Raw genomic sequence first — 21,565 nt, 5'->3', positions numbered from 1 at the left:
CGCACGACCTCTCGCTAACCGGGCCGTCAGGCCTCCGGATAGGCGCGGGCGAGGCCGCCGGAGCGGGTCAGCCCGGCGCGAAACGCCTGGTGGGCGGCGTGCTGGCTCGAGCGCGCGGCCTCCATGAGGCGCATCTGCAGGCGCGCCGGCGCGGCGTTGCCGAGCCACTCGCCGAGCTTCTCCAGCTTCAGCGAATTGAGGAAACGGGCCTCTGCGGCCCGGTGCAGGTGGAGTTCGAGCCCGGCCACGAGATTCTCGTCCTGCAGGGGATTTTCCATCAGCATGGCCAGAAACGAACGATCGTCCTCGCTCAGCGTCGAAAGCCTTTCTGTGATCGTCTCCCGGCCTTGCGGCACAGCGGCATGCCCTGCGTTCATCGTCCCGATCTCCCCTGCGAATCTCCTGTGACATGGGGATAGGACGGGGCAGGCGAGCGTGCAAGCGATTGGACGGCGTGGAAGAGGATCGGGTTCGGGTGTGCCGGGCCCGGTTCCTGGAAGCGGCGGTACGGGAGTACGACCAGTCCGGATCGCGCCTCATCCGCCTGCCGGCACCTTGTCCCTGCAAGCAGGGAGAAGGAAGGAAGTCGCGGCGTTCCAGTTTGTCTCCCTGCCCGTTGGGAGAGGGTCAGGGTGAGGGGCAATCTTCCGCCGCCCCGCAAGCAGAGGCCACGATCAGCCCCGGGCGCGCCGGCCGCGTTCGCGGGTCGGCGCGGATGCGCCCTCGTTTGCCGACTTGTTCCGCAGCGGGCCGATCGCCTCGACGATCGTCTCGAGTGTCGGGCGTTCGCGCGGCTCGTGGGCGTCGAGCGCCCGGCGCATTGCCGCGAGATGGTCGCACGAGGTGCCGCAGCAGCCGCCGATGATACGGGCGCCGGCGTCGCGGGCGAGGCGTGCGTATTCGGCCATCAGCGGCGGGGTGCCGGAATAGTGGATCTCGGCGCCGCGGTATTCGGGGATGCCACAGTTGCCCTTGACGACGATCGTCGCCGACGGGTCGGCGCTGGTCATATCCAGCAGCGACGACAGGATGTCGGAGGCGCCGACGCCGCAATTGGCGCCGACGGCGAGCGGACCCGGGCCGATGTCGGCGGCGACGCCATGGATGTCCTTCGGGTGCAGGCCCATCATCGTCTTGCCGGCGGTGTCGAACGACCCGGTATAAACGAAAGGCAGGCCGATCGTCACGGCAGCCTCGGCAGCGGCGCGGATCTCGTCCGGCGAGGACATGGTCTCGATCCAGGCAACGTCGGCGCCGCCGGCCTTGAGGCCCTCGATCTGCTCGGCGAAGGCGGCGACCGCATCCTCGTAGGTCATCGCCCCGAGCGGCACGAGCAGCTCGCCGGTCGGACCGACGGAGCCGGCGACGATGACCGTGCGCGGCGCCGCATCCGCAACCGCGCGGGCGATCTCCGCGGCGCGCCGGTTCAGGTCGAAGACGCGATCCTGCGCCTTGTGCAGCTTCAGCCGGTGGCGGGTGCCGCCGAAGGTGTTGGTCAGGATGATGTCGGCGCCGGCATCGACGAAGTCCTGGTGCAGCTTGGTGATGTTTTCCGGCCTCGTCTCGTTCCAGAGTTCCGGAGCCTCGCCGGCCTCGAGACCCATGGCGAAAAGGGACGTCCCGGTCGCGCCATCGGCCAGCAGGAACGGCTTTTCGGCAAGCAGGGCCGCAAGGGCATTGGTCTCGGTCGTCATGGAAAGGTCCTTTGTTTCAGGCCGGCCCTGACGTGCGGCGTTCCTGGTACCGGGGCGGCGGAAAAATGATTTAACGATATAAAGATTTCTTTATGTCAGCGCAAGCGCTACGGGCAGATGTGCCCCCGAAATACAAAAGGGGCGCCCTCCGGACGCCCCCGTTGTCTCTGCTGTTGCGCGTCAGGCTGCGGCGGCGTGCTGATCGTGCTCGGCCGGGGTGACCATGGAGGCGATGATCACCGCGAGCGGGAGCGCACCGATCGGCCGGTTGGATGCGTCAACGACATGGGCCGTCGCCTGGTTGGCTGCCGTCATGGCGCGGGCGGCGGTCTCGAGCACCGTGCCTGCGGCGATCGGCATGCCTTCCGGATTGCCGGACAACGGCGTCATGATGGTTTCGACGTTGATGACGCGGCCGCGGTTGACCTCCTTGACGAAGGCGGTGATGTAGTCGTCGGCGGGGTGCAGCACGATCTCCTGGCCGGTGCCCTGCTGGACGACCTTGCCATCGCGCAGGATGGCGATCTTGTCGCCGAGGCGAAGCGCCTCGTCGAGGTCGTGGGTGATGAAGACGACGGTCTTCTTCAGTTCCTTCTGCAGGTCGAGCAGCACCGTCTGCATGTCGACGCGGATCAGCGGGTCGAGCGCGGAATAGGCCTCGTCCATCAGCAGGATGTCGGCGTCGTTGGTCAGTGCCCGCGCCAGCCCGACGCGCTGCTGCATGCCGCCGGAGAGCTGGTTGGGATAGTGGTTCTCGAAGCCCGAAAGCCCGACGCGTTCGATCCAGTGGCGAGCCCGCTTCTGGCGCTCGGCGGCCGGCACGCCCTGGATCTCCAACCCGTAGACGGTGTTCTCCATGACGGTCCGGTGTGGCAGCAGTGCGAATTTCTGGAACACCATCGCCGTCTTGTGGCGGCGGAAGTCGCGCAGATCGGCCTCGTTCATCCGACAAACGTCGACGCCATCATAAAGCACCTCGCCGGCGGTCGGCTCGATCAGGCGGTTGATGTGGCGGATGAGGGTGGATTTGCCGGAACCGGACAGGCCCATCACCACCATGACGCCGCCGGCCGGCATGGTGATGTTGATGTCCTGCAGGCCGAGAACATGGCCGTATTTCTCGTTCAGTTCGGCCTTGCCGAGGCCGTTCTTCACCATGTCGATATAGTCCGCCCCCCGAGGGCCGAAGATCTTGTAAAGGTTTCTGATTTCGATTGCATGACTAGCCATGGACGACCTCCGAATGCTTTTGCAGCCGTTTGCCGTAGGCCTGGCTGGTTCGATCGAAAATGATGGCGATCGCGACGAGCGCGAAGCCGTTGAGAAAACCGACGGTAAAAAACTGATTGTTGATGGCGCCCAAAACGTTCTTGCCCAGACCGCCGACCCCGACCATTGAAGCAACGACGACCATGGCCAGCGACATCATGATCGTCTGGTTGATGCCCGCCATGATGGTCGGAAGTGCAAGCGGAAACTGCACGTTCTTCAGCTTCTGCCAGCTGGATGAGCCGAAAGCGTCTGCTGCCTCCAGCACCTCCTTGTCGACAAGCCGGATGCCGAGATTGGTCAGCCGGATCATCGGCGGGATCGCATAGATGACGACGGCGATCATGCCGGGCACCTTGCCGATCCCGAAAATCATCACGACGGGGATAAGGTAGACGAAACTCGGCATCGTCTGCATGACGTCGAGGATCGGATTGACCCAGGACTGGACCCGGTCGAAACGCGCCGCGAGGATGCCGATCGGAATGCCGAGCAGAACGGCGAAGATCGTGCATACGGTTGTCATCGCAAGCGTGACCATCGCATCGTTCCACAGGCCGAACAGGCCGATGAGGAGCATGGCGACCGCGGCGCCGAGCATGACCTTCAGGTCGCGGCTGCCGACGTAGACGATCGTCAGCATCAGCACCAGGATGAGAGGCCACGGAGAGGTCACGAACAGGCGTTCGAGGAAATTCAGAAACACCTGCAGCGGCTGGACGGCGGAATCGATCACCGACGCATAGGAGCGCACGAGCCCCTTGAAGCCGTCGTCAATGGCCTTGCGTCCCTCGCGAATCGTCGAATCGCTGAGGGCGGGAAACTTGCAAAGCAATGCTGGCATGTCGTCGCACAATGCCATCTCGATCCCCTTGTCCTGCCGGGCAACGCCGTCGCGTCTGCCCCGTCGCAGTGCCGGATGCGTCAGTGGACGCTTGCGTTTGTTGTCGTTCGTTCCGGCCCGGCCGCAAGCTTGTCACATGAAGCCGATTCCTTTCATGTGCTGTTTGCGACCTAGATTTTTCTCTCCCCGTTTTCGCCCTTGCGCAACCGGCTCAGAGGGCGGATTTGACCTTTTCTGCGACCTCGGGGATAACCCAGGTCGTCCAGAGTTGCGGATAGGTCTTCAGGAAATACTTCGCGGCGTCCTCGTTCGTGCCCTGGTTGTCGCCCATCCAGGCGAGCACCTTGCTGACCGTCTGGTTGTCCCATTTGCGCGTCTTGACGTAGTCCATGGCGACGCTCGCCTTTTCGGCAAACTGCTTGGTGACGATCGTGTAGACGCTGGCGACAGGATAGCCATTCAACTTGGGATTCGGGCAATCCGGAATGGCAGTGCACGAATCCCATTCCTTCTTGTCATGCTCAACGCCAAAGGGCAGCTTGATCATCTCGTACTTGCCCAGGATTGCCGTCGGCGCCCAGTAGTAGCCGAGCCAGCCGATCTTCTTTTCGAAGGCATTGGCGATCGATCCGTCCAGCCCGGCGGCCGAGCCGGTGTCAATCAGGTCGAAGCCCTTCTGTTCGGCTCCAATCGCCCTGTAGAGATTGGCGGTGGAAACCTGGCAGTTCCAGCCCGCGGGACAGTTGTAGACGGCCGCGCGTGCCGGGTCCTCCGGTGCGGGGAAGAGTTCGGGATGCTGCAGGGCGTCCTGCACCGTCTTGATGTCCGGGTGGGCGTCGGCGAGGAACTTGGGAATCCACCAGCCCTGCACGCCGCCTTCGGACAGCAGCGGCGCAGCCTGGATCAGGCGGCCCTCGGCGAGCGCGGCGTCGAGCGCGGTTCGCACCGAATCCACCCAGAATTCCGGCGCCATGTCCGGCTCGGACTTCTCGTTCATCGAGGCAAACGTCGGCATCGTGTCGCCGGTCACCAGGGTGACCGTGCAGCCGTAGCCGTTTTCGAGGATGAACTTGTCGACCTGGGCGGCGACGCCCGCCGATGCCCAGTTCATTTCTGCAATAGAAACGCTGCCGCAATCGGCAGCCTGTGCGGAGCCGGCGCTCGCATAGAGGCCGGCGGCTAGGATGGTTGAAGCGAGCAGCTTCTTCATGGTCTCAAGACCTCCCAGTTTCGATGCAGCAAACCATCTGGAGCAGCGGCAGGGCTCTGCATTTCCTGCACTGCCCGGTCGCACAAGCGCCAGGCCGGGGGCGATAAGCGCGTCAAGCCAAGTCGTTACGCTGCTTGCGGCGGCATCCATTTTTGCTGTTCGGCGATATCGAACCCTGTCATTGGCCGAACACTTTGGTCGCCTTTGCCAGCGTAAGGATTTCGGCAAGGAAATCAACCTTGCGGCGGTGGGGATTTCTTTCCGTCGCCGTCTCCTGCGCGGTGTCGCGTCGGCGGCGGACGAAAATGAACTTCGCGAGCAAACAAAAGTGGGCAATTCACCTTTGGTTAAGCTCTCAATAACGTTCCGGTAACGATGTGCGGCTAATTGTGTCGTCACGGCAGCCAAGTTACTGCCTGTCCCCGGATCAGGTAGTGCGTACCGGGGGCGAGTATCGCCGGTGCGTATCCGGCCTTGTCCGTATCTCGGACCAGCCGCAGGCAACTGCACTGCGGCTTTTTCTTTCAGTTCTTGCGCGAGAAGGCCCCTCGGAGCAATCGCGTCCGCGTTAGCCGACATTCCCAGTGCGGATGACGCGCAGGGGGCCAAACGGTGCGTCGGCGACGACATTGCGAACGCGCGACTGGTTTTGCGGCATGCGGCCGTTCCAGGCGATCTGAACGAAATTCGGTTTGCTGAAGATATACAGCATGGGCTTGGTCCTTCTGCCGCCGGCGCGCTTACACGTCGCATTCTGGCTGTGATATACGCTCGCGATTTGCTGAAATAGCAACTGTTTCCGGCGTGGTATGTCGCAGATGAGCTATCGCGTCGCGGCTGTGCCGGTGCGCCGCGGCGAGAGTGGCCCGCGGTGGCGGATAGCGGTGGCGAGGCGCCGTTTTCAGGACTTTGCGCCGAACGGACAAATTGCTACTGAAGGCGCATGACACGCAAGATCATGTTGCAGGGAACCGGCTCCGACGTCGGCAAGACGGTACTGGTCGCGGGCCTGTGCCGGATCGCCTCGAACCGGGGGCTCAAGGTCAGGCCGTTCAAGCCGCAAAACATGTCGAACAACGCCGCGGTCTCGGACGACGGTGGCGAGATCGGCCGGGCGCAGTGGCTGCAGGCGATGGCCGCGCGCGTGCCGTCGTCGGTGCACATGAACCCGGTTCTGCTCAAGCCGCAGTCCGACATCGGCAGTCAGATCGTCGTTCAGGGCAAGGTGTTCGGGCAGGCGAAGGGCCGGGATTACCAGGCCCTGAAGCCGAAGCTGCTCGGCGCGGTGATGGAGAGTTTTGAAGCGATCAGCGAGGGCGCCGATCTCGTCGTGGTTGAAGGGGCCGGCTCGCCAGCAGAGATCAACCTCAGGGCGGGGGACATCGCCAACATGGGGTTTGCGACCCAGGCCGGCGTGCCGGTCGTGCTGGTCGGCGACATCGACCGTGGTGGCGTGATCGCCTCGCTGGTCGGGACGCATGCGATCCTGCCTGCCGAGGACCGCGCGATGGTGACCGGCTACCTGATCAACAAGTTTCGCGGCGACGTGTCGCTGTTCGATGACGGCATCCGGGCGGTCGAGGCGCATACCGGCTGGCCCTGCTTCGGGGTCGTGCCATGGCTGAAACATGCCCGGCAACTGCCGGCGGAGGATTCCGTTGTGCTGGAACGGCTGGCGGCGGGCCGCGCGCGGCCGCTACGGGTGGCCGTGCCGGTGTTGTCGCGCATCGCCAATTTCGATGATCTGGATCCGCTGCGCCTGGAGCCCGACGTCGGTCTCGTCTTCGTCCGGCCAGGCGAACGCATCCCGTCCGATGCCGGTCTCGTCGTGCTTCCGGGTTCGAAGTCCACCATCGCCGACCTCCACGACCTGCGGGCGCAGGGCTGGGATCGTGATCTGGCGCACCACCACCGCCGCGGCGGCCGCATCATCGGGATCTGCGGCGGCTACCAGATGCTGGGCCGGCGCGTGACCGATCCGCTCGGCATCGAGGGCAGCGAGCGAGAGATCGAAGGTCTTGGCCTGCTTGAGGTGGAAACCGAGATGGCGCCGGAAAAGACGGTGCGCAACAGTTCGGCGCATTCGCTTCGCTACGGCGTGCCACTTGAGGGCTACGAAATCCACCTCGGCCGAACCACCGGCCCGGACTGTGCGCGGCCCGCCGTGGAGATCGACGGCCGGCCGGACGGAGCGACATCGCCGGACGGGCGCGTTTTCGGCACCTACCTGCACGGGCTCCTGTCGAGCGATTCCTTCCGGGCCCGCCTTCTGGCGGAATTCGGGATTGCCGGCGGCGGCTTTGACTATCGCAAAGCGGTCGACGAGGCGCTGGATGGGGTGGCGGCGGAACTCGAGGCCGCACTGGACCCGCGATGGCTGGCTCAGTTTTTACGATGTGATTGAGTCCTCCCGATTATTCGACTTTCGCCAAACGTCAGTAAGTATGTGCAATGCCGGTTCTTCGAAGGTCGGAAGGCAGCCATCAAAGTTGTGCCGGAATCCGATGCCAAGGCGTTGAACGGCGTCCAGTTGCGACTAGCCTGCGGTGCTTCCGCAGCGATCGAAAGGGAATTTGATGACCAGTGCGCGTTTTGCGAAACTCGGATTGGCCAGCCTGCTGGGGCTCGCCGTCGCCGGTGGAGCGGCGGTGCAGGCGGCGGAAACGCAACCGCCCGTCAGCGCGACAAAAAAGTGGGAATCCGAGTTTTCATTGTGGCAGAAGATTTCCGCCAGCAGCGATCCGGCCGGGTATGAAAGCTACCTGAAGCAGTATCCGAACGGCACGTTCGCTTCGATGGCACGGATCCGCCTCGCCGAATTGAACGCCGCCGGCGTCGCCAAGCCTGCCAAGGAGGCAGACGGATCCGCGCAGGGGACGGAGGGTGCCGTTCCTTCGGCGAAGGAAAAGGCGCAAGCGGAGCAGAAGGCCGCCGAAGCGGCGCGGCTGAAAGCCGAGGAACAGGCGAAGGTTGCCGCCGAGAAGGCGAAGGCCGAGGAGGAAAGGCTCGCCGCCGAAGCCGAGCAGAAGCGGCTGCAGGCCGAGGAAGAGGCGAGGATCGCCGCCGAGAAGGCGAAGGTCGAGAAAGAAAGGCTTGCCGTCGAGGCAGAACGCAAGCGGCTGGAGGAAGCCGAGCGACTGCGCAAGGAACAGCAGGCGCGCGCGGAAAAGGAAGCCAAGCGCGCCGCCGAGGTGAAGGCCGAGGCTGAGCGCAAGGCGGCCGTGGAGGCTGCCGAGGCCGAGCGGTTGAAGGCGGAGCAGCAGGCGCGGGCCGAGGCCGCACGCTTGAAGGCCGAGCAGGACGCAAGGGTGGCTGAGGAAGCAAAGGCCAAGGCAGAGGCGGAGCGGGCGGCCGCGGAAGCTGAGCGCAAACGCCTCGAGGCGGCGGCGGAAGCCGCGCGGATCAAGGCCGAGCAAGCCGCGCAGGCAGAAGCGGAGGCCCGGGCCAAGGCGGACGCGGCAGAGGCGGAACGGGTGAAGGCGGAAACTGCGCGAGCCGAAGCGGAGGCTGCGCGGGCCAAGGCCGAGGAGGCCGCGGCGGCGGAGCGGCAGAAGGCCGGGCAGGCTGCGGACGACAATGCCGGATCTGTCGCGCCCGACGGTTCTCACAGCGCTGCCGGTGCCACGGATACCGAGGCACTTCCCGCCGCGCCGGACAGTTCGACGGCCACGACCACGGCGACCGGGGCAGACGGCGATGAGGCCGAGCGCCTTGCCCGTCGTGAGGACAACAGCTGGAGCCGGGCCGTTCTCAGTGGCCGGCCGGCCGCATTCCTGAAGTATCTCGACGAATATCCGAATGGCCGGTTTGCCGACCAGGCGCGGCAGCGCTTGGCCGCCGGCGGCACCCAGAGCAATGACGGCGCGACGGCGGAAGGCGAGGCCAGCAGCAGCGACGTCACCACCCGGAAGCCTGTGGCCAAGCCGCAGTTGCAGTCGCAACCGACGGTTTTCCAGACATCGCCTGACGTCCGCGAGGCTTATCTGGAGGCGGGAACCCGCGCTCAATCGCAGCGATGGCTGAACGCGCTCGGCTACGACACGGGCGGTGCGGACGGCGTGTTCGGGCCGAGAACCCGTGCGGCGATTGCGGCATGGCAGCGCTCGCTCGGCTATCGCGCAGACGGCTACCTGACCCGCAAGCAGTTTCGTCAGTTGCGCGAGTCGGGCCAGTTCGCCGAGCAACGCAATCGCCAGCGTGTCGCGCGGGAGCGCTACCAGGCGGGAGGCTATTCCGGTGACGGCTATGGCGTGTACGACGGGCCGGTTGACGGCTACCTTGAGGGGCCAGTGGGCGGCTATCTGGAAGGGCCTGTCGGCGGCTACTACGAGGGGCCAGTTGACGGCTATTACGGCCGCCCGCGCCGGGGCGGGTGGAGTGGTCCCGGCTACTGACCCCCTGGTTCGGAGATCCGTCCTGACGCCGGTATTCGGCAGATGGATGGCGCGGACGGTCGATTGACTTCGGCCACCGTCGCGCATATTCATCGCAGCATTGGATGGTGCGCCGGTCCGGGAACGGATTGGCGCGTAAATGGGAACGTGACGGGTGGACCCAAGCAGGGCGCCCCAATCACGGCCGACCCCGCGACTGTAGAGTGGCGAGGCCTGTCCGACCGGATCGAACGATCCGGCAAAGCCACTGGGTGGCGGCATGATGAACCGGGGCTGGACGCCTCTATGTCTACGAATCGTCCGCCTTTCATGCCGCTTTCACCCGGGAAGGCGAGGACATGCCGCCGGCGCGCACGCGCCTGACGCCGCGAGCCAGGAGACCTGCCGGCCAATGATGGGCATCGTGCCCGACCCTGGGGGTGTTCCCCGTTGCCAGCACGGAGGTTGTCATGGCTGTTTCTCACGTTTCCTCGAATTCCCTTTCCCTCAACGATCGTCTCTACGCGGGAATTACCGCGTTGCTGCTCGGCGCCTTCCTGGTGTTCGGCGCTGGCCTCGCCAATTCCTCCGTTCTGCACGACACCGCGCACGACACCCGCCATTCCTACGGCTTCCCCTGCCACTAAGGGGGGTGACATGATCGTCAAATATCTCCTGGCCGCCCTGGTGGCCGGGCTGTTCTCCGGCGCGCTCATGACGGCCGCCCAGGAGGCGCGGGTGATTCCGCTCATTCTCCACGCCGAGGAGTATGAGGGCGGGGAGGCCGCGCCCGCTCCGGCCGGCACCGAAGCCCAGCCCGAGGCGACGCACGAGCATTCGGCGCTCGGTATCGGTGCGGGCCTGTCCGAAATTGCCGGCTATCTGTCGCCGGTTTCGGTCGCCTACGCCCATGGCGGCGAGGCACACGACGACGAGGGCGGCATCATGTTCGGCATGAGCCGGTTCTCCGGCACGCTGCTTGCCAATCTGGTGGCCGGCGCCGGCTTCGCCCTGCTTCTTGCAGGCGCCAGCCTCGTCACCGGCAACCCGATCACGGTCGCGAACGGAGCGCTGTGGGGAGCTGCGGGCTGGCTTGCCGTGCATCTGCTGCCGGCCATCGGCCTGCCGCCGGAGCTGCCGGGCTTTCCAGCTGCCGAGCTGGCCGACCGCCAGCTCTGGTGGATGGCGACCGTCGCGCTTTCAGCCGGCGGGCTCTACCTGCTGATCCTGAAGGACGGACTGGCCGCCAAGGTCGCCGGCATCGCCCTGATCGCGGCGCCGCACGTCTATGGCGCGCCGCAGCCGGTGGATCTGACCAGCAACGTGCCGGCCGTGCTCGGCGCCGAGTTCGCCGTCGCCGCGCTCGCCACGACGCTGTTCTTCTGGATCGTGCTCGGCCTGTCGCTCGGCTTTGCCAACGAGAAGATCGCAAAGGCCGATCGATGAATACGACATCGCCCGGAGCTGTCCTGGTTCTGGGCGGTGCCCGTTCCGGAAAATCCGCATTTGCCGAGCGGCTGGTGCGCGAGACCGGCCTTGGGAAGCACTACATCGCGACCGGGCGCGCCTGGGACGAGGAGATGCGTGAGCGTATCGAGCAGCACAAGGTTCAACGGGGCAGCCACGGCTGGACCACCCATGAGGAACCGCTGGCGCTGCCGGAGCGCATCAACGATACCGCCCGCGACGATCGCGTCCTCCTCGTCGACTGCCTGACCCTCTGGGTCACCAACCTGATGCTCGAAGGCCACGATATTCCTGCGGCCTTCGACGATCTCTCCGCAGCCGTCGTGACGGCGCCCGGGCGGCTGGTCTTCGTCTCCAACGAGGTCGGCCTCGGCATCGTCCCGGAGAACAAAATGGCGCGCGAGTTTCGCGACCACGCCGGCCGGTTGCACCAGCAGGTGGCGTCTCTCGCCGCCGAAGTCTATCTTGTCGCGGCAGGCCTGCCGCTGAAAATGAAGGGTTGAGCCCATGCTCCAGCAGAAGATTCCCGCCACCGTCATCACCGGCTTCCTCGGCGCCGGCAAGACGACGATGATCCGCAACCTGCTGCAGAATGCCAACGGCAAGCGCATCGCGCTGATCATCAACGAATTCGGCGACCTCGGCGTCGACGGCGATGTGCTGAAGGGCTGCGGTGCCGAGGCCTGCAGCGAGGACGACATCATCGAGCTGACCAACGGCTGCATCTGCTGCACCGTCGCCGACGATTTCATCCCGACCATGTCGAAGCTGCTCGAGCGCGAGAACCGCCCCGACCACATCGTCATCGAGACCTCCGGCCTGGCGCTGCCGCAGCCGCTGGTCGCCGCCTTCAACTGGCCGGAGATCAAGACCCAGGTGACGGTCGACGGCGTCATCACCGTTGTCGACAGCGCCGCCGTCGCCGCTGGCCGCTTCGCCGACGACCACGACCGGGTCGATGCGCTGCGGGTCGAGGACGACAACCTCGATCACGAGAGCCCGCTGGAGGAACTGTTCGAGGACCAGCTGACTGCCGCCGACCTGATCGTGCTCAACAAGACCGACCTGATCGACGCCGCCGGCCTCAAGGCCGTGCGCGAGGAGGTCGCTTCCCGCATCACCCGCAAGCCGGCGATGATCGAGGCGAGGAACGGCGAGGTCGCCGCCGCCGTCCTGCTCGGGCTCGGCATCGGCTCCGAGGACGACATCGCCAACCGCAAGTCGCACCACGATCTCGAGCATGAGAACGGCGAGGAGCACGACCACGACCATGATGAGTTCGAAAGCTTCGTCGTCGAAGTCGGCGCCGTGGCCGATCCGGCCGGCTTCGTGGAGCGGCTGAAGGGCGTCATCGCTGCGCATGACATCCTGCGCCTCAAGGGCTTCGCCGACGTGCCCGGCAAGTCGATGCGCCTCCTGATCCAGGCCGTAGGCAGCCGCATCGACCAGTATTTTGAGCGCGCCTGGAAGCCCGGCGAGGCCCGCGGCACCCGCCTCGTCGTCATCGGCCTGCACGACATCGACGAGCCCGCCATCCGCGCCGCCATCGCCGCTGCCGCGAACTGAGGTCGCAGCCGTGTTTCCGGGGCAGGGCCATCGCATGCTGGCTCCCGCTTCTCCCCGGCAGGGAGAAGGCGGCCCGCAGGGCCGGGTGAGGGGACGTCAATTCCGTGGAGGGCGCGCATGCACCTTCTCCTAGCCCAGAAAGGCACGATCGCCGACGGCAAGGAGGCTATCGACCTTGGCCAGTCGCCGGGCGAGGTGCTGTTCCTGTCCGCCGCCGATACCGAGCTCGCCGCGATCGCCGCCGCCAATCGCGGACGACAAGCAGGAACGCGGCTGCGGCTTGCCAGCCTCGCCTCGCTGTCCCACCCGATGTCGGTCGACACCTATGTCGAGCGCACGGCGCGACACGCGAAGCTGATCGTCATTCGCGCGCTCGGCGGCGCCAGCTATTTCCGTTACGTGCTCGAGGCACTGCACGCCACCGCCGTCGCCAACGATATCGCCCTGGTGGCGCTGCCGGGCGACGACCGGCCGGACGCGGGACTGGCGCCGTTCAACCGCATTGCCGAGGACGACCGGCTCGCCCTGTGGGCCTATCTGACCGAGGGCGGGGCGGACAACGCCTCCCGCTTCCTCGCCTATGCCGACGCGCTCGTCACCGGCGGCGAAAAGCCGGCGCCAGCGACGCCGCTGGAAAAGGCCGGCATCTGGTGGCCGGGCAGGGGCGTCGTCGACGTCGGGACATGGGCCGGGCTTTGCGACGAGGCCGCGTGTTCTTCGCGGGGACTTTATCCCTCGCCGCAAGCCTCTCCCGGTGGCCCCTCACGCGTAGCCTCTGCCGATGAGCTTTGCCCCCCACCCCAGCCCTCTCCCCGTGAACGGGGAGAGGGGGCGGGATCGCCCGCAGCGGGCGCCATCCTTCCTTCTCCCCGCCTGCGGGGAGAAGGTGCCCAAAGGGCGGATGAGGGGCAGTTCGCGACGGACACAAGTATCCCCCCGACCGTCGCCATCTGCTTTTACCGCGCCTACGTGCAGAGCGGCGAGACCGCCCCGGTCGAGCTTCTGATCGAGGCGCTGGCGGCGGAGGGCGTGCGGCCGCTGCCGGTCTTCGTCTCCAGCCTGAAGGATCCCGCCTCGGTCAAAACGCTGCGGGCGGCCTTCGCCGCTGTCTCGCCTGACGTGGTGCTGAACGCCACCAGCTTCGCCGTCTCGGCGCCCGGCGCGAACCGCAAGCCCACCGTGCTCGACGAGGGCGGCGCGCAGGTGCTGCAGGTGATCTTTTCCGGCTCCTCGCGCGCGGCCTGGGAAGGCTCGGGGCAGGGGCTTACGGCGCGCGACCTCGGCATGAACGTCTCGCTGCCGGAGGTGGACGGGCGGGTGCTCGCCCGCGCAGTCTCCTTCAAGTCGGCGGCGCGCTGGGACGCCGAGGTCGAGACCAACATCCTCGGCCTCGAGCCGGTCGAGGACCGCATCCGCTTCTCCGCCCGCCTTGCCGCCAACTGGGCCCGGCTACGCCGCACGGCGGCCCAAGAACGGCGCGTCGCGCTGGTCATGGCCAACTATCCGAATCGCGACGGCCGGCTCGGCAACGGCGTCGGCCTCGACACGCCGGCCGGCACGCTGGAAATCCTCCGGTCGATGCGCTCTGGCGGCTATGTCACCGGCGATCTGCCCGCCGATGGCGATGCCATGATGGCGCACCTCATGGCCGGGCCGACCAATGCAGCGAGCGACGGCCGGGAAATCCGCGAAACCATTTCCCTGAAACGCTACAAGGCGTTCTTCGCCTCTCTTCCCAAACCAGTTCAGGAAGGCGTCACGGCGCGCTGGGGCGCCCCGGAGAGCGATCCGTTCTTTATGGGCGACGTTTTCGCCCTGCCGCTTGCCCGCTTCGGTGAGACGCTGGTCGGCATCCAGCCGGCGCGCGGCTACAACATCGATCCGAAGGACACCTACCACTCGCCCGACCTCGTGCCGCCGCACGGCTACTTCGCCTTCTACGCCCATCTTCGCGAGGTTTTTGGCGCGCATGCCATCGTGCATGTCGGCAAGCACGGGAACCTCGAATGGCTGCCGGGCAAGGCACTGGCGCTGTCGGAGGTCTGCTATCCGGAAGCCGTGCTCGGGCCGATACCGCATCTATACCCCTTCATCGTGAACGACCCGGGCGAGGGCACCCAGGCCAAGCGCCGCTCCGCGGCCGTCATCATCGACCACCTGACGCCCCCTTTGACGCGCGCCGAGACCTACGGGCCGCTGAAGGATCTCGAGGCGCTCGTCGACGAGTATTACGACGCCTCCGGCGGCGATCCCCGCCGCATCAAGCTTCTCAGCAAGCAGATCCTTGACCTGGTCCGCGACATCGGCCTCGACCAGGACGCCGGCATCGCGAAATCGGACGGCGAGGAGGCGGCGCTGCAAAAACTCGACGCCTATCTCTGCGACCTGAAGGAGATGCAGATCCGCGACGGGCTGCACGTCTTCGGCGTCTCGCCCTCGGGGCGGCTGCTCACCGACCTGACCCTTTCACTGGCCCGGGTGCCGCGCGGCCTCGACGAAGGCGGCGACGCCAGCCTGCAGCGGGCGATCGCGGCGGACGCTTTGGACGCTTGCTTCGACCCGCTCGACTGCGTCCCCTCCGACCCGTGGACCGGTCCCAAACCCGAAATTCTCGCGCAGCAAACCGAAGCCCCCTGGCGCACGGCCGGCGATACGGTCGAGCGCATCGAACTCCTGGCGGCAAAGCTGGTGGGTCACGAACTGCCGTGCCCGGCGGGCTGGACCGCCACCCGCGCCGTCCTTGACCAGGTGGACGCTGCGATCCGGCCGTCGATCGAGGCCTGCGGCGAAGCCGAAATGGCGGCGCTGATGCGCGGCCTCGATGGCCGCTTCGTCGAGCCGGGCCCCTCCGGCGCGCCAACGCGCGGGCGGCCGGACGTGCTGCCGACCGGGCGCAACTTCTATTCCGTCGACAGCCGCGCCGTGCCGACGCCGGCCGCCTGGGAGCTCGGCAAGAAATCGGCGGAACTGCTGGTGACACGCTACGCTCAGGACCACGGGGAATGGCCGACCTCCTTCGGCATCACCGCCTGGGGCACCTCGAACATGCGCACCGGCGGCGACGACATCGCCCAGGCGCTGGCGCTGATCGGCGCGAAGCCCGTCTGGGATGCCGTGTCCCGCCGCGTCACCGGCTACGAGATCATCCCGCCGGCGATGCTGCGCCGGCCGCGCGTCGACGTGACGCTGCGGATTTCCGGCTTCTTCCGCGACGCCTTCCCCGAGCAGATCGCGCTGTTCGACCGGGCGGTGCGCGCCATCGGCGCGCTCGACGAGGACGACGAGGACAACCCGATCGCCGCCCGCATGCGCGCCGAGGCGGCAAGTCTCGCCGCGAGCGGTGCCAGCGAGGGCGAGGCGCGGGCGCAGGCTGGCTATCGCGTGTTCGGGGCAAAACCCGGCAGCTACGGCGCCGGCCTGCAGACGATGATGGACGAGGGCCTCTGGAAGGACCGCGGCGACCTGGCCGAAGCCTGGCTCGCCTGGGGCGCGCATGCCTATGCCGGGGAGGGCGAGGATGCTTTTAGCCGCGACCGGCTGGAGGCGCGGATGAAGAGCCTGCAGGCGATCGTCCAGAACCAGGACAACCGCGAGCACGACCTGCTCGACAGCGACGAGTACTACCAGTTCGAGGGCGGCATGGCGGCGGCGGTCGCCCACCTGACCGGCACGCAGCCGACCGTCTACCACAACGACCATTCACGCCCGGAAAAGCCGGTTGTGCGAACGCTGGAGGATGAAATCGGCCGGGTGGTGCGCGCCCGCGTCGTCAATCCGAAGTGGATCGATGGCGTCATGCGCCACGGCTACAAGGGCGCCTTCGAACTCGCCGCCACCGTCGATTTCATGTTCGCCTTCGCCGCGACGACCGGTGCCGTCAAGGATCACCATTTCGAAGAGGTCTATCGGGCGTATATTCTCGACGAGCGGGTGCGGGATTTCATGCTCGAGAAGAACCCCGCGGCCCTGAAGGAGATGGCCGATCGGCTGGTCGAGGCAATCGATCGGCGGCTGTGGTCGCCGCGCTCGAACTCGGCACGCTTCGAGCTGGAGACGATTGCGGAAAGGAGGAGGGCGTCATGACCGAGCTTTCCGGACATTGCCTGTGCCGGTCAGTACGCTTTCGCGTGTCCGGTCCGGTGATCCGCGCCGGCCATTGCCATTGCGAGAGTTGCCGGCGGGCGACCTCGTCGCCGGTGACGACTTTTTTCAGCGTCGCGAGGAAGGATGTGGTGTTCGACGGCGACACGCTGCGCCACTACGCCTCTTCGCCCGGCGTGTCGCGCGGCTTCTGCATCGCCTGCGGCTCGCCGATGAGCTACGAGACGGCGGAGCGGCCGCAGGAGATCGACCTCTATGTCGGCGCCCTCGAGGACGCCTCCGGCGTGGAGATCACCAGGCACTGGTTTTGGAGCGAACGGGTCGCGTGGCTTGCCTGCGACGACGACCTGCCCAAGCACGATTGAGGAGCATGCGATGAGCGACACCGAGAACGAAACCGTCACCGACACCGGCCCCGAAATCGGCATGACCGAAGCCGAGCTTGCCCGCCACTCGGAGAAGATGGCGAAGAAGAAGCAGGCGCGCGAAAAGATCATGGCGACGAAGACCGACGAGAAGGGTCTGGTCATCGTTCACACCGGCAAGGGCAAGGGCAAGTCGACGGCCGGCTTCGGCATGATCTTCCGCCACATCGCCCACGCCAAGCCCTGCGCGGTCGTGCAGTTCATCAAGGGCGCGATGCTCACGGGCGAGCGCGAGTTGATCGAGAGGCATTTCTCCGATCTCTGCCAGTTCCACACGCTCGGAGAAGGGTTCACCTGGGAAACCCAGGACCGGGCCCGCGACATCGCGATGGCCCAGAAGGCCTGGGAGAAGGCCAAGGAGCTGATCCGCGACGAACGCAACTCGATGGTGCTGCTCGACGAGATCAACATCGCGCTGCGCTACGATTACATCGACGTCGCCGAGGTCGTCGAGTTCCTGTCGACGGAGAAGCCCTATATGACCCATGTCGTGCTGACGGGCCGCAACGCCAAGGAGGAACTGATCGAGATCGCCGACCTCGTCACCGAGATGGAGCTGGTGAAGCACCCGTTCCGCTCCGGCATTAAGGCGCAGATCGGCGTCGAGTTCTAAGGGCGAAGCGGGCGGCTGCATGAATTTCAGTACTCGCCCGACGCCTGTCACGCTGCCTTCAAGATGAGCTTGGCCAATACTCGGAGCCAGAGCACCGAGCTGGCGACCGAGGCGCAGAACAGCCAGTCGGAAAAGTCCAAAGGAACGGTGGAGAATGCCTCCTGCAGGAACGGCGTGTAGACGACGGCGGCCTGCAGGAACAGGGATAGGCTGATCGCGAGCCAGAGCCACCGGTTGGCGAACAATCCGACAAATGCGCTGAGTTCGTCCGAACGCGCGTTGAGGATGTTGAAGAGTTGGAAGATGGTCAGCGTGGTGAAGGCCACTGTCTGTGCGTACTGCAGCGTACCGTGGCCTTCGATCAGCCCACCGGGGAGGCTGGCATCGAGGACGAGCAGCGTGCCCACTGCCATGATCGTTCCGACATAGAAGATCCCGATCCACATCCGCCGGGTGATGACCCCCTCGCCGCGCGGGCGCGGCGGGTGCCGCATGATATCCGTGTCGGCAGGATCCAGCCCGAGCGCAAGCGCCGGGGCCCCATCCGTGACCAGGTTGATCCAGAGGATCTGCGTCGCCAGAAGCGGCAGCACGACCTCTCCGGAACCTGCGACAAGCCCGATCAGGTCCGCCAAGAGGACGCCGAAGAACATGGTCATCACCTCGCCGATGTTCGATGAGAGCAGGTAGCGCAGAAACTTGCGGATGTTCGAGAAGATGACGCGACCTTCCTCCACCGCTGCGACGATGGACGCGAAGTTGTCGTCCGCAAGCACGATGTCGGCGGCTTCCTTGGAAACGTCGGTTCCGGTGATCCCCATCGCCACCCCGATGTCGGCGGTCTTGAGGGCAGGCGCGTCGTTCACCCCGTCCCCTGTCATCGCAACCGTCATCCCGCCGCGTTGGAGGGCGTTGACGATACGGAGCTTGTGGTCCGGATTGACCCGGGCGTAGACCGAGACCTGCCGCACGGTCTCTTCGAGTTCCTCGGGCGACATCTTCTCCAGTTCCGCACCGGTTACGGCGCGCCCATCCTCGCTGATGCCGAGTTCCAAGGCTATTGCCGCAGCCGTGCGTGGATGGTCGCCTGTTATCATGATGCAGCGAATGCCTGCCGACCTTGCCGTCGCGACCGCCTCCTTTGCCTCCTGTCGCGGCGGATCGATCATTCCGATGAGGCCGAGGAAGACGAGATCGCGCTCGAGGTCGCCAGGAGGCGGCTGCGCCGGTAGGCGTCGCGGGGAATGGATCGGAACGCGATTGCCAGCGTGCGCAACGCCTCGTTGGCCAACGCGTCATTTGCCGCACGAATGGCGGCGCGGCGTTCCGCTGTCAGGGGCCGCGCTTCGCTTCCGACGAGTTCGTGCGAACATCTGGCCAGGAGCACATCGGCCGCGCCCTTGGTGAACGCACGCAGATGCTCCCGCTCGGCATCCGCGTGGATCGTGCTCATCAGCTTGCGTTCCGATGAGAACGGGACCTCGCCGATCCGGTCGAAGCGGGCGTCCAGTTCGTCAGGCTCAAGGCCGGCCTTTCGGGCCGCGACGATCAATGCTCCCTCCGTGGGGTCTCCCTGGACGATCCATCGACCTTGCCGCTCCTGCAGGACGGCGTTGTTCGCGCGGTCGGCTGCCGCCAGGGTGCGGACCAGTTCGGTCCTGAGAGCCCCGTCGACCGGGCCGCCGTCGCCAGACCGCACGTCGCCATGCGGAGAGTAGCCGATGCCTCCCAGCTCGATGCTGCCGCTCGCCGTGACCACCCGCTTCACGGTCATTTCGTTGCGGGTCAGCGTTCCGGTCTTGTCCGAGGCAATGACATTGGCGGACCCGAGGGTCTCCACAGCCGCGAGATGCCGGACTATCGCATTCCGACGCGCCATCCGCTGGACGCCCAAGGACAGGACTGCCGTCACGACGGTCGGCAACCCCTCGGGTACGGCTGCAACCGCCAAGGCGACCCCGAGAATCAGCACATCGAGAAGGGCGGAGAAGTCGGCAATCTCCTCGAAGACGAGTATGGTGGCGATCATCACCACCGCGATGGCGATGACGATCAGGCCCAGTACCCGCCCCACGCGATCGAGCTCACTCTGAAGCGGGGTTTTCTCGTCTGGGGTCGTCTCCAGCAAACCGGCAATCTTGCCCATCTGGGTCGCCATGCCGGTCGAAGTCATCACGGCACGACCATGGCCGTAGGTAGCCGAGGTGCCACTGAACACCATGTTGTGGCGGTCCCCGACGGCCGCTTCGTGCTCGATCGGGGCGATGTCCTTGGAGACCGGAAGGCTCTCGCCGGTCAACGCGGCTTCCGCCGTTTGCAGCGCCGTCGACTGGATCAGTCTCGCGTCGGCGGGAATGGTATCGCCTTCCTCTATAAGGAGAATGTCGCCGGGAACCAGCTCGGCGGATGGGATCTGCTGTACCACGCCGTCGCGGATTACCTTTGCCCGTGCGGCAGCCATCTGCTTCAGCGCTGCGATCGCCTGCTCCGCGCGCGACTGCTGAAGATAGCTCATCACCGCGTTCAGGAAGACAATGGCGAGGATGGCAATCGCCTCATAGGGCAGAGCGGTGTCGCGTTCGATCAACCACAGGGCGCCGGAAATCAACGCCGCGATGATGAGCAGGACGACGAGGACGTCGGTGAACTGAGCCAGGAACTTGCGCCAGGCGGGTACCGGCTCTTCGGCATTCAGCACGTTTGGACCATAGTTTCGGAGACGACCCTCCGCCTCGGTTGAGGACAGACCGGTCTGCGGGTTGGTCCCTAGCCGCGCAAGCAGACCGGCCGCGGTTTCGAGATGTGCATTGGACGCGTCAATCGTGACCATGCTGCCTCTGGCGCTCGGATCGAGCGATGATATTACGACGATCGCCGCGTTAGGCCACCTCCGAATAAAAGAACGAGTCCGGGGCAAGGCGCGCCGCCCCGCGGCATCACGCGAACGGGAATGATGGTGGTCGTTAACCACCACCGCGCCTTTGCCGATGAACTCACAGGACGTCAGGCGATCTTTGCTCGACGGTCGGAATTGTAGGCGGCGATGAGACGTCGTTAGACGCCGAGCCAGAGCCGCAGCGGATTCGCGGGATCCGCCATCAGCCTTATCGCCAGCGCCATGCTGGTGACGACCAGGAGCGGCTTGATGATCTTGGCGCCCCGCTTCATCGCGAAGTGGGAGCCTGCCTGCGCGCCGAGGAACTGGCCGACGCCCATGAGCAGTCCGACCTTCCACAACATCGCCCCGTAGGCGAGGAAGACGGCGAAGGCGCCGATGTTGGAGCCGAAGTTCAAGAGTTTCGTATGCGCGGTCGCTTTCAGTACGCCGAAGCCGGCAAGTGTCACGAAGGCGAGCATGAAGAACGATCCGGTGCCCGGTCCGAACACGCCGTCGTAGAAGCCGATCAGCGGCACGACGGTCAGGGCGAAGGCCGCTTCCGCCAGCCGCCGATGCTTGTCGACGTCTCCGATGTTCGGCTTGAGGGCAAAGTAGAGAGCGATGCCGAGCAGCAGGAAGGGCAGCACCGCCTTCAGCACGTCGCCCGGCAGCACCGTCGCAACAGCGGCACCGAGGGCCGCGCCGATGGCCGACAAGGCCGCCATCGGCAATTGCTTGCGCAGATTCACCTGTCCCGCCCGCGCATAGGCGAGAGTCGCCGAGCCTGAACCGAACAGGGCCTGCAGCTTGTTGGTCCCGAGCGTTTGCAGCGGGGGTATGCCGGCGAGCAGCATGGCCGGAATGGTGATCATGCCGCCGCCGCCGGCGATCGAATCGATGAAGCCTGCGAGGAAGGCGGCAAGAAACAGAAAAAACAGGACGTGGAGAGCGAGGTCGATCACGGGCTGGTCCGGCAGGCGAGAAAAATGCTGTTGTCTCTTTGTCAGAAGCCGGCTGCATTTGCAAAGTGCCGCGAGTTTGTTGCCGCAGCAGGCGGGGGGGCCGACGGGATGGCGCTCACGCTTCATTCGACGCCGCAATCCGGTTTGACCGGGAAAATGCGCT

At 65.8% G+C, this 21,565-nt stretch carries 19 protein-coding genes and 1 riboswitch; of the genes, 10 read left to right on the top strand and 9 right to left on the bottom strand.

Annotated features, from left to right (window positions below; genetic code table 11):
• Positions 1 to 26 precede the first annotated feature (26 nt).
• The 5 genes from JNC62_RS14110 to JNC62_RS14090 form a co-directional block, all read right to left on the bottom strand.
• Positions 27 to 377 (bottom strand): hypothetical protein, encoded by a 351-nt coding sequence (locus JNC62_RS14110; protein WP_374839653.1) that lies wholly within the window; start codon positions 375 to 377, stop codon positions 27 to 29.
• A 297-nt stretch (positions 378 to 674) separates the two neighbouring features.
• On the bottom strand, positions 675 to 1,694 hold the full coding sequence (gene bmt / locus JNC62_RS14105; protein ID WP_374839652.1) for a betaine--homocysteine S-methyltransferase: 1,020 nt from the start codon (positions 1,692 to 1,694) through the stop codon (positions 675 to 677).
• 180 nt (positions 1,695 to 1,874) lie between these two features.
• Entirely contained in the window at positions 1,875 to 2,924 is a 1,050-nt protein-coding gene (locus tag JNC62_RS14100) for a quaternary amine ABC transporter ATP-binding protein (RefSeq protein WP_374839651.1), read from the bottom strand.
• Complete coding sequence (locus JNC62_RS14095; RefSeq protein ID WP_374839650.1) at positions 2,917 to 3,825, bottom strand: ABC transporter permease; 909 nt, start codon at positions 3,823 to 3,825, stop codon at positions 2,917 to 2,919. Before JNC62_RS14095 ends, JNC62_RS14100 begins: the two co-directional genes overlap by 8 nt.
• Before the next feature lie 193 nt (positions 3,826 to 4,018).
• Positions 4,019 to 5,017: an ABC transporter substrate-binding protein gene (locus tag JNC62_RS14090; protein ID WP_374839649.1), complete on the bottom strand. Its 999-nt coding sequence runs from the start codon at positions 5,015 to 5,017 to the stop codon at positions 4,019 to 4,021.
• Here JNC62_RS14090 and JNC62_RS14085 point away from each other — a divergent pair.
• Positions 4,992 to 5,390: a hypothetical protein gene (locus JNC62_RS14085; protein ID WP_374839648.1), complete on the top strand. Its 399-nt coding sequence runs from the start codon at positions 4,992 to 4,994 to the stop codon at positions 5,388 to 5,390. The genes JNC62_RS14090 and JNC62_RS14085 overlap by 26 nt on opposite strands.
• Positions 5,391 to 5,585: 195 nt before the next feature.
• On the opposite strand, the gene JNC62_RS14080 is transcribed toward JNC62_RS14085, so the two are convergent.
• A complete protein-coding gene (locus JNC62_RS14080; protein WP_374839647.1) occupies positions 5,586 to 5,729 on the bottom strand; it encodes a hypothetical protein in 144 nt (47 codons plus the stop codon).
• Between the two features lie 231 nt (positions 5,730 to 5,960).
• Between JNC62_RS14080 and JNC62_RS14075 the strand changes: the two genes are divergently transcribed.
• The 9 genes from JNC62_RS14075 (at position 5,961) to cobO (ending at position 17,562) form a co-directional block, all read left to right on the top strand.
• On the top strand, positions 5,961 to 7,421 hold the full coding sequence (locus tag JNC62_RS14075; RefSeq protein ID WP_374839646.1) for a cobyric acid synthase: 1,461 nt from the start codon (positions 5,961 to 5,963) through the stop codon (positions 7,419 to 7,421).
• A 172-nt stretch (positions 7,422 to 7,593) separates the two neighbouring features.
• Positions 7,594 to 9,411: a peptidoglycan-binding domain-containing protein gene (locus JNC62_RS14070; RefSeq protein ID WP_374839645.1), complete on the top strand. Its 1,818-nt coding sequence runs from the start codon at positions 7,594 to 7,596 to the stop codon at positions 9,409 to 9,411.
• 88 nt (positions 9,412 to 9,499) lie between these two features.
• Positions 9,500 to 9,814, top strand: a riboswitch (cobalamin riboswitch).
• 46 nt (positions 9,815 to 9,860) lie between these two features.
• Entirely contained in the window at positions 9,861 to 10,037 is a 177-nt protein-coding gene (locus JNC62_RS14065; RefSeq protein ID WP_374839644.1) for a CbtB domain-containing protein, read from the top strand.
• 10 nt (positions 10,038 to 10,047) lie between these two features.
• Positions 10,048 to 10,836, top strand: a complete 789-nt coding sequence (locus tag JNC62_RS14060) for a CbtA family protein (protein ID WP_374839643.1) — start codon at positions 10,048 to 10,050, stop codon at positions 10,834 to 10,836.
• Positions 10,833 to 11,360: a bifunctional adenosylcobinamide kinase/adenosylcobinamide-phosphate guanylyltransferase gene (gene cobU / locus JNC62_RS14055; protein ID WP_374839642.1), complete on the top strand. Its 528-nt coding sequence runs from the start codon at positions 10,833 to 10,835 to the stop codon at positions 11,358 to 11,360. Before JNC62_RS14060 ends, cobU begins: the two co-directional genes overlap by 4 nt.
• Before the next feature lie 4 nt (positions 11,361 to 11,364).
• Positions 11,365 to 12,423 carry a cobalamin biosynthesis protein CobW gene (gene cobW, locus JNC62_RS14050; protein ID WP_374839641.1) on the top strand — a complete coding sequence of 353 codons (1,059 nt, stop codon included), beginning with the start codon at positions 11,365 to 11,367 and terminating at the stop codon, positions 12,421 to 12,423.
• Positions 12,424 to 12,540: 117 nt separating this feature from the next.
• The gene (gene cobN, locus JNC62_RS14045) at positions 12,541 to 16,506 is read left to right on the top strand and encodes a cobaltochelatase subunit CobN (RefSeq protein ID WP_374839640.1); all 3,966 of its coding nucleotides are present in this window, start codon (positions 12,541 to 12,543) and stop codon (positions 16,504 to 16,506) included.
• Positions 16,503 to 16,889, top strand: coding sequence for a GFA family protein (locus tag JNC62_RS14040; RefSeq protein ID WP_374839639.1), 387 nt, complete (start codon positions 16,503 to 16,505; stop codon positions 16,887 to 16,889). The genes cobN and JNC62_RS14040 overlap by 4 nt, the downstream gene beginning before the upstream one ends.
• Positions 16,890 to 16,950: 61 nt before the next feature.
• The gene (gene cobO, locus JNC62_RS14035) at positions 16,951 to 17,562 is read left to right on the top strand and encodes a cob(I)yrinic acid a,c-diamide adenosyltransferase (protein ID WP_374839766.1); all 612 of its coding nucleotides are present in this window, start codon (positions 16,951 to 16,953) and stop codon (positions 17,560 to 17,562) included.
• A gap of 47 nt (positions 17,563 to 17,609) precedes the next feature.
• On the opposite strand, the gene JNC62_RS14030 is transcribed toward cobO, so the two are convergent.
• The 3 genes from JNC62_RS14030 to JNC62_RS14020 form a co-directional block, all read right to left on the bottom strand.
• The gene (locus JNC62_RS14030; RefSeq protein WP_374839638.1) at positions 17,610 to 18,731 is read right to left on the bottom strand and encodes a cation-translocating P-type ATPase; all 1,122 of its coding nucleotides are present in this window, start codon (positions 18,729 to 18,731) and stop codon (positions 17,610 to 17,612) included.
• Positions 18,728 to 20,392, bottom strand: coding sequence for a cation-translocating P-type ATPase (locus JNC62_RS14025; RefSeq protein ID WP_374839637.1), 1,665 nt, complete (start codon positions 20,390 to 20,392; stop codon positions 18,728 to 18,730). Before JNC62_RS14025 ends, JNC62_RS14030 begins: the two co-directional genes overlap by 4 nt.
• 224 nt (positions 20,393 to 20,616) lie before the next feature.
• Positions 20,617 to 21,402 (bottom strand): TSUP family transporter, encoded by a 786-nt coding sequence (locus tag JNC62_RS14020; RefSeq protein WP_374839636.1) that lies wholly within the window; start codon positions 21,400 to 21,402, stop codon positions 20,617 to 20,619.
• Between the last annotated feature and the right edge of the window lie 163 nt (positions 21,403 to 21,565).

The sequence above is a fragment of the Mycoplana ramosa genome, from assembly GCF_041930185.1.
Lineage (GTDB): Bacteria > Pseudomonadota > Alphaproteobacteria > Rhizobiales > Rhizobiaceae > Mycoplana > Mycoplana ramosa.
Note: the sequence above shows the minus strand (reverse complement) of the source record. Positions and strands in the feature narration are given on the sequence as shown.